Origin of the sequence: Pseudomonas sp. UBT, from assembly GCF_050915955.1 — a bacterium.
In the GTDB taxonomy this organism is placed as follows: domain Bacteria; phylum Pseudomonadota; class Gammaproteobacteria; order Pseudomonadales; family Pseudomonadaceae; genus Aquipseudomonas; species Aquipseudomonas antarctica_A.
The window spans coordinates 3,407,378-3,423,482 of record NZ_CP168079.1 but is presented as its reverse complement, the minus strand read 5'-3'; the positions used below and the strand labels follow the sequence as shown (position 1 = coordinate 3,423,482).

The 16,105-nt window shown below is 58.3% G+C and carries 12 protein-coding genes; 10 read left to right on the top strand and 2 right to left on the bottom strand.

The features are described from left to right. Positions 1-15: 15 nt before the first annotated feature. Positions 16-1,569, bottom strand: a complete 1,554-nt coding sequence (locus ACDZ94_RS15640) for a glycosyl hydrolase family 17 protein (RefSeq protein ID WP_432750418.1) — start codon at positions 1,567-1,569, stop codon at positions 16-18. A gap of 332 nt (positions 1,570-1,901) precedes the next feature. Here ACDZ94_RS15640 and ACDZ94_RS15635 point away from each other — a divergent pair, with 332 nt between their 5' ends. The 3 genes from ACDZ94_RS15635 (at position 1,902) to ACDZ94_RS15625 (ending at position 4,937) form a co-directional block, all read left to right on the top strand. Next, on the top strand, positions 1,902-2,753 hold the full coding sequence (locus ACDZ94_RS15635; RefSeq protein WP_432750417.1) for a glycine betaine ABC transporter substrate-binding protein: 852 nt from the start codon (positions 1,902-1,904) through the stop codon (positions 2,751-2,753). 217 nt (positions 2,754-2,970) lie between these two features. After that, complete coding sequence (locus ACDZ94_RS15630; protein WP_064451602.1) at positions 2,971-3,282, top strand: DUF485 domain-containing protein; 312 nt, start codon at positions 2,971-2,973, stop codon at positions 3,280-3,282. After that, entirely contained in the window at positions 3,279-4,937 is a 1,659-nt protein-coding gene (locus ACDZ94_RS15625; RefSeq protein ID WP_064451603.1) for a cation acetate symporter, read from the top strand. Before ACDZ94_RS15630 ends, ACDZ94_RS15625 begins: the two co-directional genes overlap by 4 nt. Before the next feature lie 179 nt (positions 4,938-5,116). On the opposite strand, the gene gltA is transcribed toward ACDZ94_RS15625, so the two are convergent. After that, complete coding sequence (gene gltA / locus ACDZ94_RS15620) at positions 5,117-6,406, bottom strand: citrate synthase (RefSeq protein WP_034137560.1); 1,290 nt, start codon at positions 6,404-6,406, stop codon at positions 5,117-5,119. A gap of 364 nt (positions 6,407-6,770) precedes the next feature. Between gltA and sdhC the strand changes: the two genes are divergently transcribed. From sdhC to lpdA, 7 genes are all read left to right on the top strand, one after another. Further along, positions 6,771-7,145 carry a succinate dehydrogenase, cytochrome b556 subunit gene (gene sdhC / locus ACDZ94_RS15615; protein ID WP_003172804.1) on the top strand — a complete coding sequence of 125 codons (375 nt, stop codon included), beginning with the start codon at positions 6,771-6,773 and terminating at the stop codon, positions 7,143-7,145. Then, on the top strand, positions 7,139-7,507 hold the full coding sequence (gene sdhD, locus ACDZ94_RS15610; RefSeq protein ID WP_003172805.1) for a succinate dehydrogenase, hydrophobic membrane anchor protein: 369 nt from the start codon (positions 7,139-7,141) through the stop codon (positions 7,505-7,507). The genes sdhC and sdhD overlap by 7 nt, the downstream gene beginning before the upstream one ends. Before the next feature lie 3 nt (positions 7,508-7,510). Continuing rightward, positions 7,511-9,283 carry a succinate dehydrogenase flavoprotein subunit gene (sdhA, locus tag ACDZ94_RS15605; RefSeq protein WP_064451605.1) on the top strand — a complete coding sequence of 591 codons (1,773 nt, stop codon included), beginning with the start codon at positions 7,511-7,513 and terminating at the stop codon, positions 9,281-9,283. A gap of 11 nt (positions 9,284-9,294) precedes the next feature. Further along, a complete protein-coding gene (locus ACDZ94_RS15600; protein WP_003172807.1) occupies positions 9,295-9,999 on the top strand; it encodes a succinate dehydrogenase iron-sulfur subunit in 705 nt (234 codons plus the stop codon). A gap of 261 nt (positions 10,000-10,260) precedes the next feature. Next, entirely contained in the window at positions 10,261-13,092 is a 2,832-nt protein-coding gene (locus ACDZ94_RS15595) for a 2-oxoglutarate dehydrogenase E1 component (protein ID WP_064451606.1), read from the top strand. 44 nt (positions 13,093-13,136) lie between these two features. After that, positions 13,137-14,360 (top strand): 2-oxoglutarate dehydrogenase complex dihydrolipoyllysine-residue succinyltransferase, encoded by a 1,224-nt coding sequence (odhB, locus tag ACDZ94_RS15590; protein ID WP_221294312.1) that lies wholly within the window; start codon positions 13,137-13,139, stop codon positions 14,358-14,360. Positions 14,361-14,466: 106 nt separating this feature from the next. After that, the gene (gene lpdA / locus ACDZ94_RS15585; RefSeq protein WP_064451608.1) at positions 14,467-15,903 is read left to right on the top strand and encodes a dihydrolipoyl dehydrogenase; all 1,437 of its coding nucleotides are present in this window, start codon (positions 14,467-14,469) and stop codon (positions 15,901-15,903) included. Positions 15,904-16,105: the final 202 nt, after the last annotated feature.

The following is a 16,105-nucleotide window of genomic DNA, read 5'->3' as shown; positions in this document are numbered from 1 at the left end:
GCTGCAAAAGCGGTCTTAAGCCCTACGCACCCGCAAGCAACGCCACAACGCTACAACCATCATCACGCTGACCACCGCCCAACCCCAAGCCTGCTGGTTCAGCAGACCTTCACGGTAGAGCTGCGGCGCAATGCCGGCACCGATAATGAAGGCCAGCAGCGCGATCTCCCGGCGTGGCCCCGTTACCGGGCGAACCAGGTACACCAAGGCCGGCAACACTAGTGCCGCACTTGGGAAGCTGCGATACCGCGGGTCAAATACCAGTGCGAGCATCATCACCGCTCCGGCAAAGCCGGCGATTGCCACCAGCCAGCCTGCGCGTTGCTCCAGCCAGTTGAACGCCCGTTCGCGCCAACCGTCCCGCGCACTCAGGGCCAGCGCGGCATGGGCCAGCACCAGCAGGTTCAGCACGACCAGCAAGCCTGCCCACACCCATTCATCGTTGAAGCGCGCGGTTACGCGGGTCAGTTCGGCCCAGGTGCCGATTGAGCAGGCGGCGACCGCTCCGAGCAGTGGCAGCATTAGCGCTGCGCGAGTGCTGCGAACGCGCCCGCCGAGGGCCAAGGTACCCAACAGGATAATCCCGCCCACGCCCAACCACAGCGGCCAGTACGGCACATTGCTCACCGGCCCTGCGAGGATGCCCTTGTCCTGGCGGTCGGCGTCAAACAGCCCCCAATAACCGCCGACCGCGCCTTCACTGGCGCGCTTCCATGGCTGGTCAAAGGCTTCGATCAGGTTATAGCGCCAACCGTTGGCCTCGGCCATGGCCACAAAACCACGCATGAACTTGGCTTCGTTGACCCGGCTCGGCACGGCGGTTTCGCGCTGGCGACCTTCGCTGGGCCAGCCGGTCTCGCCGATCAGCACGTCTTTTGGCGCGAACTTGTTGCCGAAGGTCTGGCGCACATCACCCACGTGCTTGAGCGCCTGGTCGATGCCGGACGGGTCATCTTCCCAGTACGGCAGCAGGTGAATGGTCAGGAAATCCACGGCCGGGGCAATTTCCGGGTGTTGCAGCCAGAATTCCCAGACATCGGCATAGGTGACCGGCTGTTTGATCTGACTTTTGACTTTATGGATCAGCGTCACCAGTTGCTTGGCGGTGACTTCTTTGCGCAGCAGGGCTTCGTTGCCGACGATGACCGAGGTGACCACGTCGGGGTTGGCGTTGGCCGCCGCGATCAACTCGTCGATTTCTTTTTCGGTGGCAACCGGGTCACTGCTGACCCAGGCGCCGGCCATTAACTTCAATCCATGTTTGCGCGCCATGCCCGGCAGGGCTTCCAAACCGGTCATGGAGTAGGTGCGAATGCATTCAAAGCGGGTGGCCAGCAAGGCCAGGTCGGCGTCCATGCGCTCGGGACGCAGCTTGAACGGCTGATCGAACGGCGATTGGTCTTTGTCGAATGGCGTGTAGGACGCACATTGCATTTTGTGGCTGGCGCTGGCCACATCCGGCAACACCACCGGCCGGCCGAGGCCATACCAATAGCCGACAAGGGCAAGCACGCCGAGGATCATGGCGAAAAAATAGGGCAGGGCAGGGAAGCGGGCAGTCGCGGGCATGGTCAGCTTATCTGGGGGAGCAAAGGCGCGCATCTTACCCGGATTTGGCCCGTCCCAGTGGGGCAGCATGATTTAGACATGCAAAGTTCGGGCGGGATTTTGGCAGCATGTCCTGCAAACCGGGCTGCTGGCGATGTGATGTCGTTTCTTGCTTACCTGAGGTCGCAGTCAGAGCAGGTCCAAGCCCCCGGCAGGTTGATGATCGAAGTGTCAGCACTCCACTGATGTCTGTGCCGCCGGATCGATGCGCGTGAAGGGGGCGCGGTGCACCACATAACAACAGGTTGACGTCGCTCGGCATCCGTCGGGCGCAGCACTTTCGGGGAAGTACTATGAAGATGCGACGACTCTTGGGCGCAGCTGCCACTCTGGTAGTTGCGATGGGCTCCACACTGGCCAGCGCCGACAGCAAAACCCTGAGCATCGGCTATGTAGACGGCTGGTCCGACAGCGTTGCCACCACTCACGTGGCGGCAGAGGTGATCAAGGAAAAGCTCGGTTATGACGTGAAACTGCAAGCCGTCGCCACCGGGATCATGTGGCAGGGCGTAGCTACCGGCAAACTCGACGCCATGCTTTCCGCCTGGTTGCCCGTGACCCACGGTGAATACTGGGCCAAGAACAAGGACAAGGTCGTCGACTACGGGCCCAACTTCAAGGATGCGAAAATTGGTTTGATCGTACCGGAGTACGTCAAGGCCAAGTCCATCGAAGACCTCAAGACCGACACCACCTTCAAGAACAAGATCGTCGGTATTGATGCCGGTTCAGGCGTAATGCTCAAGACCGACGAAGCCATCAAGGCCTATGGCCTGGATTACAAGCTGCAAGCCAGTTCGGGCGCTGCGATGATCGCTGAGCTGACCCGTGCCGAAGACAAGCAGGAATCCATTGCGGTGACCGGTTGGGTGCCACACTGGATGTTCGCCAAGTGGAAACTGCGTTTCCTGGACGATCCAAAAGGGATTTATGGTGCTGCTGAAACCGTCAACAGCATCGGCAGCAAGGGCCTGGAGAAGGAAGCGCCGGAAGTCGCCGCCTTCCTGAAGAAATTCCAGTGGGCCTCCAAGGACGAAATCGGCGAAGTCATGCTCGCGATTCAAGAGGGTGCCAAGCCTGATGCGGCGGCCAAGGACTGGGTTGCCAAGCACCCTGAGCGTGTCGCCGAGTGGATCGGTAAATAACCCCCGAAGCGTCTAAATAGCACCTTGCAAGCCCGTCTGGCGTTTTCGTCAGACGGGCTTTGTCATTTACGGGAGAAAAGCTGTCACTTTAATCAGTTCAAAGTTGGCGCGAACCCTCATGTCGTTCTAATACTAAGGTCGTCTGGAACCTGTTCTGCAGCCGCATACAGTGGATACGTTCCAATAATAAAAAAGCTGTGCTGCGAGGATAAAAACAATGAACGACAGCATTTACCTCTCGATTCAAAACAGCCCGCGTTTCAAGGAGCTGGTGAGAAAAAGGGAAAGGTTCGCCTGGATTCTCTCGGCGATCATGCTAGGGCTTTACTCCGCTTTCATTCTTCTGATTGCCTATGGGCCGCAAATACTGGGGGCCAAGATCAGTCCCGGCTCGTCCATCACCTGGGGAATCCCGATTGGGGTCGGGCTGATTGTTTCGGCCTTTGTCCTGACTGCGATTTACGTACGACGCGCCAACGGCGAATTTGACGACCTGAACAATGCGATTCTCAAGGAGGCTGCGCAATGATCCGTCGTCTATTGGCTGTACTCGGCGCTTCGGTCTTTGCGCCTGCCGTTTGGGCGGCGGAAGCATTGACCGGCGAAGTGCATAAACAACCGCTGAATATCCCGGCGATCCTGATGTTCGTCGCCTTCGTCGGCGCGACCCTGTGCATCACCTACTGGGCATCCAAGCGCAACAAATCGGCGGCCGACTACTATGCGGCCGGCGGCAAGATCACCGGTTTCCAGAACGGCCTGGCGATTGCTGGCGACTACATGTCGGCGGCGTCCTTCCTGGGGATTTCCGCGCTGGTGTTCACCTCCGGCTACGATGGCCTGATCTACTCGATCGGCTTCCTGGTGGGCTGGCCGATCATTCTGTTCCTGATCGCCGAACGCCTGCGTAACCTGGGCAAGTACACCTTTGCCGACGTAGCGTCCTATCGCCTGGGACAAACCCAGATCCGCAGCCTGTCGGCCTGTGGCTCGCTGGTGGTGGTGGCGTTCTACCTGATCGCGCAGATGGTTGGCGCGGGCAAGCTGATCCAGTTGCTGTTCGGCCTCGATTACCATGTGGCGGTGATCCTGGTGGGCATCCTGATGTGCATGTACGTGCTGTTCGGCGGCATGCTGGCGACCACATGGGTGCAGATCATCAAGGCGGTCCTGCTGCTGTCCGGCGCCTCGTTCATGGCGCTGATGGTGATGAAGCACGTCAACTTCGACTTCAACATGCTGTTTTCCGAGGCGATCAAGGTTCACCCTAAAGGTGAAGCGATCATGAGTCCCGGCGGCCTGGTGAAAGATCCGATCTCTGCATTCTCCTTGGGGCTGGCGCTGATGTTCGGCACCGCAGGCCTGCCGCACATCCTGATGCGCTTCTTCACCGTAAGCGACGCCAAGGAAGCTCGTAAGAGCGTGCTGTATGCCACGGGCTTCATCGGCTACTTCTACATCCTGACCTTTATCATCGGCTTCGGCGCGATCCTGTTGGTCAGCACCAACCCGGCGTTCAAGGATGCGGCAGGCGCCTTGCTGGGCGGTAACAACATGGCGGCGGTGCACCTGGCCAACGCGGTGGGCGGCAGTATCTTCCTGGGCTTCATCTCGGCTGTGGCATTTGCCACCATCCTGGCGGTGGTTGCCGGTTTGACCCTGGCGGGCGCTTCGGCGGTGTCCCATGACCTGTATGCCAGCGTGATCAAGAAAGGCAAGGCCAACGAAAAGGATGAGATTCGCGTGTCGAAGATCACCACCATCGCCCTGGCGGTGCTGGCAATCGGCCTGGGTATCCTGTTCGAAAGCCAGAACATTGCGTTCATGGTCGGCCTGGCGTTCTCCATTGCGGCCAGCTGTAACTTCCCGGTACTGCTGCTTTCCATGTACTGGAAAAACCTCACCACCCGTGGCGCGATGATTGGCGGCTGGCTGGGCTTGATCAGTGCCGTCGGCCTGATGATCCTTGGCCCGACCATCTGGGTCTCGATCCTGCACCACGAAAAAGCCATCTTCCCGTACGAGTACCCGGCGCTGTTCTCGATGATCATCGCGTTCGTCGGTATCTGGTTCTTCTCCATCACCGACAAGTCGGCGGCGGCAGAGAAGGAGCGTGCACTGTACTTCCCGCAGTTTGTGCGTTCGCAAACGGGCCTGGGGGCGAGTGGGGCGGTGAATCATTGAGGCAGTTGCAAGCTTTAAGCTACAAGCTGCAAGTTAGAAGCAGTGTTGTATAGAGAAATACCCCTGTCGTGAGGCAGGGGTATTTTTTTGCTTGTAGCTAACAGCTTGAAGCTTGCAGCTCACTAAATCCCAGCCAAAAAAAACGGCCTCATAAAGAGGCCGTTTTATTTGGCTGGGATTTAGTGCCGATCTTCCAGCTTGGTGATGTCACGCGACTCGTAGCCGGTGTACAGCTGGCGCGGGCGGCCAATCTTGTACGGGCTGGAGAGCATTTCTTTCCAGTGGGAGATCCAGCCTACAGTACGGGCCAGGGCGAAGATCACGGTGAACATGCTGGTTGGAATGCCGATCGCCTTGAGGATGATCCCCGAGTAGAAGTCGACGTTCGGGTACAGCGAGCGCTCGATGAAGTACGGGTCGGTCAGGGCGATCTCTTCCAGGCGCATGGCCAGTTCGAGTTGCGGATCGTTCTTGATGCCCAGTTCCTTCAACACTTCGTCGCAGGTCTGCTTCATCACGGTGGCGCGTGGGTCACGGTTCTTGTAGACGCGGTGGCCGAAGCCCATCAGCTTGAACGGATCGTTCTTGTCCTTGGCCTTGGCGATGAACGTGTCGATGTTCGAGACATCGCCGATTTCATCCAGCATGGTCAACACGGCTTCGTTCGCACCGCCGTGGGCAGGGCCCCACAGTGCGGCGATACCGGCGGCGATACAGGCGAACGGGTTGGCACCCGAAGAGCCGGCCAGACGTACGGTAGAGGTGGAGGCGTTCTGCTCGTGGTCGGCGTGGAGGATGAAAATCCGGTCCATCGCCTTGGCCAGCACCGGGCTGATCGGTTTGATCTCGCACGGGGTGTTGAACATCATGTGCAGGAAGTTTTCCGCGTACGTCAGGTCGTTGCGCGGGTACATCATGGGCTGGCCCATGGAGTACTTGTAAACCATTGCGGCCAGGGTTGGCATCTTGGCAACCAGGCGGATCGCGGAGATTTCGCGATGCTGCGGGTTATTGATGTCCAGGGAGTCGTGATAGAAGGCCGACAGGGCGCCGACTACGCCGCACATGACGGCCATCGGGTGGGCGTCGCGACGGAAGCCGTTGAAGAAGGTCTTCAACTGCTCGTGAACCATGGTGTGGTTCTTCACGGTGCTGACGAACTGGGCTTTCTGCTCGGCTGTTGGCAATTCGCCGTTTAGCAGCAGGTAGCAGGTTTCCAGATAGTCCGACTTCTCAGCCAGTTGCTCGATCGGGTAGCCCCGGTGCAGCAGAATGCCATTGTCGCCGTCGATATAGGTGATCTTCGACTCGCAAGAGGCGGTCGACATGAAGCCTGGGTCGAAAGTGAAACGGCCCGTGGCCGTCAGGCCCCGTACGTCGATAACATCGGGACCAACGGTGCCGGTTAAAATGGGCAGCTCGACGGGGGCTGCGCCCTCGATGATCAACTGCGCTTTTTTGTCAGCCATGTGGCCTCCTATTTATGCTTCAAATCATCAGACAGACCCCCCACGCAGGGCCCGCACCACTATAGTGAGATAAATTCAGATGTCAATTTGCCTAAAGTCTTGCTCCAGAAGGCTTTAACCGTACTTTTTCGTCGAAATTGACTGCCATTTACGCCTTTTATCCCGCCAGCGCAATCAGCTATTAGGGTGAGGCGTGCGCGTTGTCATTAGTAGCCTAACTGTCTATACTCGGCCACCGACCGCCAAGGGCTTTTGGGCTTGCTTTCATTGGGGGTCGCACTCCCTGGGTGGTGCTTACCTGACCAGTGCACTCCCCAACAACTTTGCCCTGATTGTTAGGGGCTCTTCAGTGTGAAAAAAAGCCGTGAATAGCCAACGACCTGTAAACCTAGACCTAAGGACCATCAAACTCCCCATCACCGGCGTTACGTCGTTCCTGCACCGTGTTTCCGGCATCATCCTGTTCCTGGGCTTGGGCATCATGCTTTATGCATTGAGCAAATCCCTGGGTTCCGAGGAAGGATACGCCGAGGTGAAGGCATGCTTGACCAGCCCGCTGGCCAAGTTCGTAGCATGGGGCCTCCTGTCCGCTCTGCTTTATCACCTGGTAGCCGGCGTGCGCCACTTGATCATGGATATGGGCATCGGTGAGACGCTGGAAGGCGGCCGCCTGGGCTCGAAAATCATCATCGCCATTTCCGTGGTGCTGATCGTTCTGGCAGGAGTTTGGATATGGTAACCAGCGTTACGAACCTATCGCGTTCAGGCCTCTATGACTGGATGGCGCAGCGTGTGTCTGCGGTCGTTCTCGCGGCTTATTTCATTTTCCTGATCGGATACCTCGTCGCAAACCCGGGCATTGGCTATGAGCAATGGCACGGCCTGTTTTCCCACAATGCGATGCGAATCTTCAGTCTGCTGGCACTTGTAGCCCTGGGCGCTCACGCCTGGGTCGGCATGTGGACCATCGCGACCGACTACCTGACGCCGATGGCGCTGGGCAAGTCCGCGACTGCAGTACGTTTCCTCTTCCAGGCAGTATGCGGCGTCGCGATGTTCGCTTACTTCGTCTGGGGTGTGCAGATTCTTTGGGGTATCTGAGTCATGGCTAACATTCCAACTATTTCCTTCGACGCCATCATCATTGGTGGCGGCGGTGCTGGCATGCGCGCAGCGCTGCAGCTGGCTCAGGGTGGTCACAAGACTGCCGTGATCACCAAGGTGTTCCCGACGCGTTCGCACACTGTTTCGGCCCAGGGTGGCATCACCTGCGCCATCGCCTCCGCCGATCCGAACGATGACTGGCGCTGGCACATGTACGATACCGTCAAGGGTTCCGACTACATCGGTGACCAGGACGCTATCGAATACATGTGTCAGGAAGGCCCGGCTGCCGTGTTCGAGCTGGACCACATGGGCCTGCCGTTCTCGCGTACCGAGCAAGGTCGTATCTACCAGCGTCCATTCGGCGGCCAGTCGAAGGATTACGGTAAAGGCGGCCAGGCTGCCCGTACGTGCGCCGCGTCCGACCGTACCGGTCACGCGCTGCTGCACACCCTTTATCAGGGCAACCTGAAAGCCGGCACTACGTTCCTGAACGAGTACTACGCCGTTGACCTGGTCAAAAACCAGGATGGCGCATTCGTCGGCGTGATTGCCATCTGCATCGAAACCGGTGAAACCACCTACATCCGCGCAAAGGCAACTGTTCTGGCGACTGGCGGTGCAGGTCGTATCTACGCTTCGACCACCAATGCCCTGATCAACACCGGTGACGGCGTCGGCATGGCACTGCGTGCGGGCGTGCCGGTACAAGACATCGAAATGTGGCAGTTCCACCCGACCGGTATCGCCGGCGCGGGCGTACTGGTTACCGAAGGTTGCCGTGGTGAAGGTGGTTACCTGATCAACAAGCACGGCGAGCGTTTCATGGAGCGTTATGCTCCGAACGCGAAAGACCTTGCCGGTCGTGACGTTGTTGCCCGTTCCATGGTTAAAGAAATCATCGCCGGCAATGGCTGTGGCCCGAATGGCGACCACGTACTGCTGAAGCTCGATCACCTGGGCGAAGAAGTGCTGCACAGCCGCCTGCCAGGTATCTGTGAGCTGTCCAAGACTTTTGCTCACGTTGACCCGGTGGTTGCTCCGGTTCCGGTTGTTCCGACTTGCCACTATATGATGGGCGGTGTTCCGACCAACATTCATGGCCAGGCGATCACTCAGAACGCTGAAGGCGTGGACGAGATCATTCATGGCCTGTTCGCGGTAGGCGAAGTGGCATGCGTATCGGTTCACGGTGCCAACCGTCTGGGCGGCAACTCGCTGCTCGACCTGGTGGTGTTCGGCCGCGCGGCCGGCCTGCACCTGGAAAAAGCCCTGACCGACGGCATCGAATACGATGACGCTACCGACGCCAATATCGAGGCCGCCCTGGCGCGCCTGAACGCTCTGAACGAGCGTACCGATGGTGAAGACGTAGCTACCCTGCGTCGCGAGCTGCAAAACTGCATGCAGAACTACTTCGGTGTATTCCGTACTGGCGAATACATGCAGAAGGGTATCGCCCAGCTGGCCGATCTGCGCAAGCGTATTGCCAACGTCAAGATCAACGATAAGAGCCAGGCGTTCAACACCGCTCGTATCGAAGCACTTGAGCTGCAAAACCTGTTGGAAGTGGCTGAAGCGACTGCGATCGCCGCCGAGGTTCGTAAAGAATCCCGTGGTGCTCACGCTCGTGAAGACTTTGAAGATCGCGACGACGAAAACTGGTTGTGCCACACCCTGTACTTCCCGGGTGACAAGCGCGTAACCAAGCGTGCCGTGAACTTCTCGCCGAAGACAGTTCCGACCTTTGAACCGAAGATTCGGACTTACTAAGGGTGGCTGCCATGTTGAAAGTCAGTGTTTACCGCTACAACCCTGATCAGGACGCTGCGCCGTTCATGCAGGAATTCCAGGTCGATACCGGTGGTAAAGACCTGATGGTGCTGGATGTATTGGCACTGATCAAAGAGCAGGACGAAGGTTTCTCCTATCGTCGCTCTTGCCGTGAAGGTGTGTGCGGTTCCGACGGCATGAACATCAACGGCAAAAACGGCCTGGCGTGCATTACGCCGCTGTCCGCCGTCGTCAAAGGCAACAAGCTGATCGTTCGTCCTCTGCCAGGTTTGCCGGTTATCCGTGACCTGGTCGTCGATATGAGCATCTTCTACAAGCAATACGAGAAAGTTAAGCCGTTCCTGCAGAACGACACGCCGGCTCCGGCCATCGAGCGTCTGCAGTCCCCTGAAGAGCGTGAAAAGCTCGACGGTCTGTACGAGTGCATCCTGTGCGCTTGCTGCTCGACCTCGTGCCCGTCCTTCTGGTGGAACCCGGACAAGTTCCTGGGTCCAGCCGCTCTGCTGCAAGCGTACCGCTTCCTGGCAGACAGCCGTGACACCAAGACGTCCGAGCGTCTGGCTTCGCTGGATGACCCGTTCAGCGTATTCCGCTGCCGCGGGATCATGAACTGCGTCAACGTATGTCCTAAAGGCCTGAACCCGACTAAGGCCATTGGTCACATCCGTAACATGCTGCTGCAAAGCGGCGTGTAACTGACGTTGTAACAAAGCAGGACCGTTGTGCCCGTAAATGCTACGGCGCAGGCTTCAACCGGCGCCGTAGTTTTAACTTGAGCAGCGACTTACAAAGCCGCGGCTCTTATTTTGAAGAAATGAGACAAGCAGGGGCATTCGGGTTGGTACCCGAACTATCAGCGTGATCCTAAGTGGCTTGTTTTGGTCGCTGCACTTGGCCTTTTGCAAGCAAACTCGGTGTTTCCGCCGGTGGTGTCCCCAAATCGAGGGTGACCAAGCATGCAAGAAAGCGTGATGCAGCGCATGTGGAACAGCGGCTATCTTTCAGGTGGTAACGCTGCCTATGTGGAAGAGCTTTATGAGCTCTACCTGCACGACCCTAACGCTGTGCCAGAAGAATGGCGCACCAAATTTCAGACGTTGTCTTCAGACGGCAACGCTGCCACCGATGTATCGCACGCAACAATTCGCGATCAGTTTGTGCTGCTGGCAAAGAACCAGCGCCGCGCTCAGCCGGTTTCCGCCGGGAGCGTGAGCAGCGAGCATGAGAAGAAGCAAGTTGAAGTATTGCGACTGATCCAGGCTTACCGGATGCGTGGCCACCAGGCGGCCCAGCTTGACCCGCTGGGGCTCTGGCAGCGTCCTGCACCTGCTGACCTGTCGATCAATCATTACGGCTTGACCAATGCCGATCTTGATACGACCTTCCGTGCCGGCGACCTGTTCATCGGCAAAGAGGAAGCGAGCCTACGCGAAATTCACGAAGCGTTGCAGCAGACATATTGCCGCACCATCGGCGCTGAGTTCACGCATATCACCGATTCCGAGCAACGCCACTGGTTCCAGCATCGCCTGGAAGGTGTGCGTGGCCGTCCGGTGCTGTCCGCCGACGTACGCAGCCACCTGCTCGAGCGCGTGACCGCAGCTGAAGGTCTCGAGAAATACCTGGGCACCAAATACCCGGGCACCAAGCGTTTTGGCCTGGAAGGCGGCGAGAGCCTCATTCCAATGCTCGACGAGCTGATCCAGCGTTCCGGTTCCTATGGCACCAAGGAAGTCGTGATCGGCATGGCTCACCGTGGTCGCCTGAACGTGTTGGTCAACACCTTCGGCAAGAACCCGCGCGAGCTGTTCGACGAGTTCGAAGGCAAGAAGAAGGTCGAACTGGGTTCCGGTGACGTTAAATACCACCAGGGCTTCTCGTCCAACGTGATGACCACCGGCGGTGAAGTTCACCTGGCCATGGCGTTCAACCCATCCCACCTGGAAATCGTTTCCCCAGTGGTCGAGGGTTCGGTCCGTGCTCGTCAGGATCGTCGTAACGATGCCACCGGCGAAAAGGTCCTGCCGATTTCCATCCACGGTGACGCGGCATTCGCCGGCCAAGGCGTGGTTCTGGAAACGTTCCAGATGTCGCAGACTCGCGGCTTCAAGACTGGCGGTACGGTTCACATCGTCATCAACAACCAGGTAGGCTTCACCATCAGCAACCCGCTGGACGCGCGCTCTACCGAGTACGCCACCGACGTTGCCAAGATGATCCAGGCGCCGATCCTCCATGTGAATGGTGATGATCCGGAAGCCGTGTTGTTCGTGACCCAGCTCGCTATCGACTACCGCATGCAGTTCAAGCGTGACGTGGTGATCGACCTGGTTTGCTACCGCCGTCGCGGTCACAACGAAGCGGATGAGCCTAGCGGCACCCAGCCGTTGATGTACCAGCAAATCGCCAAGCAGCGCACCACCCGTGAGCTGTACGCCGAAAGCCTGACCAAGGCCGGCGTGGTTGACGATGCGCGTGTGCAGGCGAAAGTCGATGAATACCGCAACGCGCTGGACAACGGTCTGCATGTCGTAAAAAGCCTGGTTAAAGAGCCGAACAAAGAGCTGTTCGTTGACTGGCGTCCGTACCTGGGCCACGCCTGGACTGCGCGTCACGACACCTCGTTCGATCTGAAAACCTTGCAGGAACTGTCTGCCAAGCTGCTGGAAATTCCAGAAGGCTTCGTTGTGCAGCGCCAGGTTGCGAAGATCTACGAAGACCGTCAGAAGATGCAAGCCGGCGGCCTGCCGATCAACTGGGGTTACGCCGAAACCATGGCGTACGCGACCCTGGCGTTCGAAGGTCACCCGATCCGCATGACCGGCCAGGATATCGGCCGTGGTACGTTCTCGCACCGTCACGCGGTATTGCACAACCAGAAAGACGCGGGCACCTACATTCCGCTGCAACACCTTTACGAAGGCCAGCCACGTTTCGACCTGTTCGATTCGTTCCTGTCCGAAGAAGCCGTACTGGCGTTCGAATACGGTTACTCCACCACCACGCCTCAGGCGCTGGTGATCTGGGAAGCCCAGTTCGGCGACTTCGCCAACGGTGCCCAAGTGGTTATTGACCAGTTCATCACCAGCGGTGAGCACAAGTGGGGCCGTCTGTGCGGTCTGACCATGCTGCTGCCACACGGTTATGAAGGTCAGGGTCCGGAGCACTCTTCGGCCCGTCTGGAGCGTTACCTGCAGCTGTGCGCCGAGCACAACATCCAGGTGTGCGTGCCGACTACCCCGGCCCAGATCTACCACTTGCTGCGTCGTCAGGTGATCCGCCCGCTGCGCAAGCCGCTGGTAGTGCTGACTCCGAAGTCGCTGTTGCGTCACAAATTGGCCATCTCGACCCTGGAAGATCTGGCCGACGGTTCGTTCCAGACCGTTATTCCAGAAATCGACACCTTGGACGCAGCCAAGGTCACTCGCCTGATCCTGTGCAGCGGCAAGGTTTACTACGACTTGCTGGAAAAACGCCGTGCCGAAGGCCGCGAAGACATCGCCATCGTGCGTATCGAGCAGCTTTACCCGTTCCCGGAAGACGACCTGATGGAGGCCATCGCGCCTTACACCAACCTCACCCATGCGGTGTGGTGCCAGGAAGAACCGATGAACCAGGGCGCTTGGTACAGCAGCCAGCATCATTTGCGTCGCAGCATCGGCAACCACAAGACAGGCCTTGGCCTTGAGTATGCCGGTCGTGATGCTTCTGCTGCACCTGCGTGTGGTTATGCGTCGATGCACGCCGAGCAGCAGGAAAAACTGCTGCAAGATGCTTTCACTGTTTAACGCCTTCGCGCTGACTGAAACCGAATTTTAAGGACCCACAGATAATGGCTATCGAAATCAAAGCCCCGTCATTCCCGGAATCGGTTGCCGATGGCACCGTTGCCACCTGGCACAAGAAACCAGGCGACGCTGTAAAGCGTGATGACCTGATCGTCGACATCGAGACCGACAAAGTCGTTCTGGAAGTGTTGGCCGAAGCTGACGGCGTGCTGGGCGCGATCGTTGCTGAAGAGGGCGCTACCGTCCTGTCGAACCAGATCCTGGGCTCGATCGAAGCAGGCGGCGCTGCTGCACCTGCTCCGGCTGCTGCTGCACCTGCTGCTGCTTCCGCTCCAGCCGCTGCTCCAGCTGCCGCTGGTGAAGATCCAATCGCTGCACCGGCTGCGCGTCAGCTGGCCGAAGAAAACGGCATCAATCTGGCTTCCATCAAAGGCACCGGCAAAGACGGCCGTGTGACCAAGGAAGACGTGGTTGCTGCCGTTGAAGCCAAGAAAAACGCTCCGGCCGCCGCACCTGCCAAGGCTGCTGCTCCAGCTGCCGCTGCGCCTGTGTTCGCTGCTGGCGACCGCACCGAGAAGCGCGTACCGATGACTCGTGTACGTGCCACCGTGGCCAAGCGTCTGGTTGAAGCACAGTCGAACATGGCGATGCTGACCACTTTCAACGAAGTCGACATGACTGAAGTCATGGCCCTGCGTTCGAAGTACAAGGACCTGTTCGAGAAGTCCCACAATGGCGTGCGCCTGGGCTTCATGTCGTTCTTCGTGAAAGCGGCCACCGAAGCGCTGAAACGCTTCCCGGCAGTCAACGCTTCCATCGACGGCAGCGACATCGTTTACCACGGTTATGCCGACGTCGGCGTTGCCGTGTCCAGCGACCGTGGCCTGGTCGTACCGGTTCTGCGTAACGCCGAGCTGATGAGCCTGGCTGAAATCGAAGGCGGCATCGCTGGCTTCGGCAAGAAAGCCCGTGATGGCAAGCTGACCATCGACGAGATGACCGGTGGTACCTTCACCATCACCAACGGTGGTACCTTCGGTTCGATGATGTCGACCCCGATCGTCAACCCGCCACAAGCTGCGATCCTGGGCATGCACAACATCATCCAGCGTCCGATGGCCATCAACGGCCAAGTCGTGATCCGCCCAATGATGTACCTGGCACTGTCTTACGATCACCGCCTGATCGATGGTAAAGAAGCCGTGACTTTCCTGGTGACCATCAAGAACCTGCTGGAAGACCCGGCTCGTCTGCTGCTGGATATTTGATTGAGGCAGCTTCAAGTTGTGAGCTACAAGCTGCAAGTAAACGCAGTTTGGCTTGCAGCTTGAAGCTTGAAGCTTGACGCTCCGAGCTAATAGAGGATCTATTTTCATGACACAGAAATTTGACGTCGTAGTGATTGGTGCAGGTCCTGGCGGCTACGTTGCCGCCATCAAGGCCGCACAACTGGGCCTCTCGACTGCTTGCATCGAAAAATACACCGACAAGGAAGGCAAACTGGCGCTGGGCGGTACTTGCCTGAACGTCGGTTGCATTCCTTCCAAGGCGCTGCTGGACAGCTCCTGGAAATTCCACGAAGCCCAAGACGGTTTCGCGATCCACGGCATCAACCACGCTGGCGTGACCATGGACGTGCCAGCAATGGTCGGCCGTAAAGCCAACATCGTTAAAGGCCTCACTTCCGGCGTTGCGACCTTGTTCAAGGCCAACGGTGTGACTTCCCTGCAAGGCCACGGCAAACTGCTGGCCGGCAAGAAAGTTGAAATCACCAAGCCAGACGGCTCGGTAGAAGTCATCGAAGCCGAAAACGTGATCCTGGCTCCAGGCTCGCGCCCAATCGACATTCCACCGGCTCCAGTTGACCAGAACGTGATCGTTGATTCGACCGGCGCCCTGGAATTCCAAGCGGTTCCCAAGCGTTTGGGCGTGATCGGCGCTGGCGTAATCGGTCTGGAACTGGGTTCGGTATGGTCGCGTCTGGGTTCCGAAGTGACCGTTCTGGAAGCCCTGGACACGTTCCTGCTGGCTGCCGACACTGCGGTGTCCAAAGAAGCCTACAAAACCCTGACCAAACAAGGTCTGGACATCAAGCTGGGTGCTCGCGTGACCGGCTCGAAGGTTAACGGCGAAGAAGTTGTCGTGACCTACACCGACAAGGATGGCGAACAGACCATCACTTTCGACAAGCTGATTGTTGCCGTTGGTCGCCGTCCAGTCACAGCTGACCTGTTGGCTTCCGACAGCGGCGTGAACATCGACGAGCGTGGTTTCATCCACGTTGACGATCACTGCGCTACCACCGTTCCTGGCGTGTACGCCATTGGCGACGTGGTTCGCGGCATGATGCTGGCGCACAAGGCTTCCGAAGAAGGCATCATGGTTGTCGAGCGCATCAAGGGCCACAAAACCCAGATGAACTACGACCTGATCCCATCGGTTATCTACACCCACCCGGAAATTGCATGGGTCGGCAAGAACGAACAGCAGTTGAAAGCTGAAGGCGTTGAAGTTAACGTCGGCACCTTCCCGTTTGCCGCTTCTGGCCGTGCCATGGCAGCCAACGACACCGGTGGTTTTGTCAAAGTCATCGCTGATGCCAAGACTGACCGCGTATTGGGCGTCCACGTGATTGGCCCGAGCGCTGCAGAACTGGTTCAGCAAGGCGCGATCGGTATGGAATTCGGCACCAGTGCCGAGGACCTGGGCATGATGGTCTTCTCCCATCCGACCCTGTCCGAAGCGTTGCACGAAGCAGCGTTGGCAGTGAATGGCGGCGCCATCCACATCGCCAACCGCAAGAAGCGCTAAGCGAGATAATAAGAAACCACGGCGGTTGCCCGTCGTGAGCCTTGCGCGCAAGACTCACCGCGGAATGTCCGCTGGACGCAGTCTTGCGCAGCTTTACGGGCCTTGAGCCCCGCAAGTTGCGCAAGCAGCAGTCACAGGTGGCGCGGCACTCATAATGAGCGCAGCGCCGAATGCGCAGTACCTAACGAAGACGGTAAAAAGC

What these genes read in the sequence shown, in the direction of transcription:
- ACDZ94_RS15640 (WP_432750418.1), bottom strand. Translation starts at nt 1,569, where the DNA reads ATGCCCGCGACTGCCCGCTTCCCTGCCCTGCCCTATTTTTTCGCCATG.
- ACDZ94_RS15635 (WP_432750417.1), top strand. Translation starts at nt 1,902, where the DNA reads ATGAAGATGCGACGACTCTTGGGCGCAGCTGCCACTCTGGTAGTTGCG.
- ACDZ94_RS15630 (WP_064451602.1), top strand. Translation starts at nt 2,971, where the DNA reads ATGAACGACAGCATTTACCTCTCGATTCAAAACAGCCCGCGTTTCAAG.
- ACDZ94_RS15625 (WP_064451603.1), top strand. Translation starts at nt 3,279, where the DNA reads ATGATCCGTCGTCTATTGGCTGTACTCGGCGCTTCGGTCTTTGCGCCT.
- sdhA (WP_064451605.1), top strand. Translation starts at nt 7,511, where the DNA reads ATGGCTAACATTCCAACTATTTCCTTCGACGCCATCATCATTGGTGGC.
- ACDZ94_RS15595 (WP_064451606.1), top strand. Translation starts at nt 10,261, where the DNA reads ATGCAAGAAAGCGTGATGCAGCGCATGTGGAACAGCGGCTATCTTTCA.
- odhB (WP_221294312.1), top strand. Translation starts at nt 13,137, where the DNA reads ATGGCTATCGAAATCAAAGCCCCGTCATTCCCGGAATCGGTTGCCGAT.
- sdhD (WP_003172805.1), top strand. Translation starts at nt 7,139, where the DNA reads ATGGTAACCAGCGTTACGAACCTATCGCGTTCAGGCCTCTATGACTGG.
- ACDZ94_RS15600 (WP_003172807.1), top strand. Translation starts at nt 9,295, where the DNA reads ATGTTGAAAGTCAGTGTTTACCGCTACAACCCTGATCAGGACGCTGCG.
- lpdA (WP_064451608.1), top strand. Translation starts at nt 14,467, where the DNA reads ATGACACAGAAATTTGACGTCGTAGTGATTGGTGCAGGTCCTGGCGGC.
- gltA (WP_034137560.1), bottom strand. Translation starts at nt 6,406, where the DNA reads ATGGCTGACAAAAAAGCGCAGTTGATCATCGAGGGCGCAGCCCCCGTC.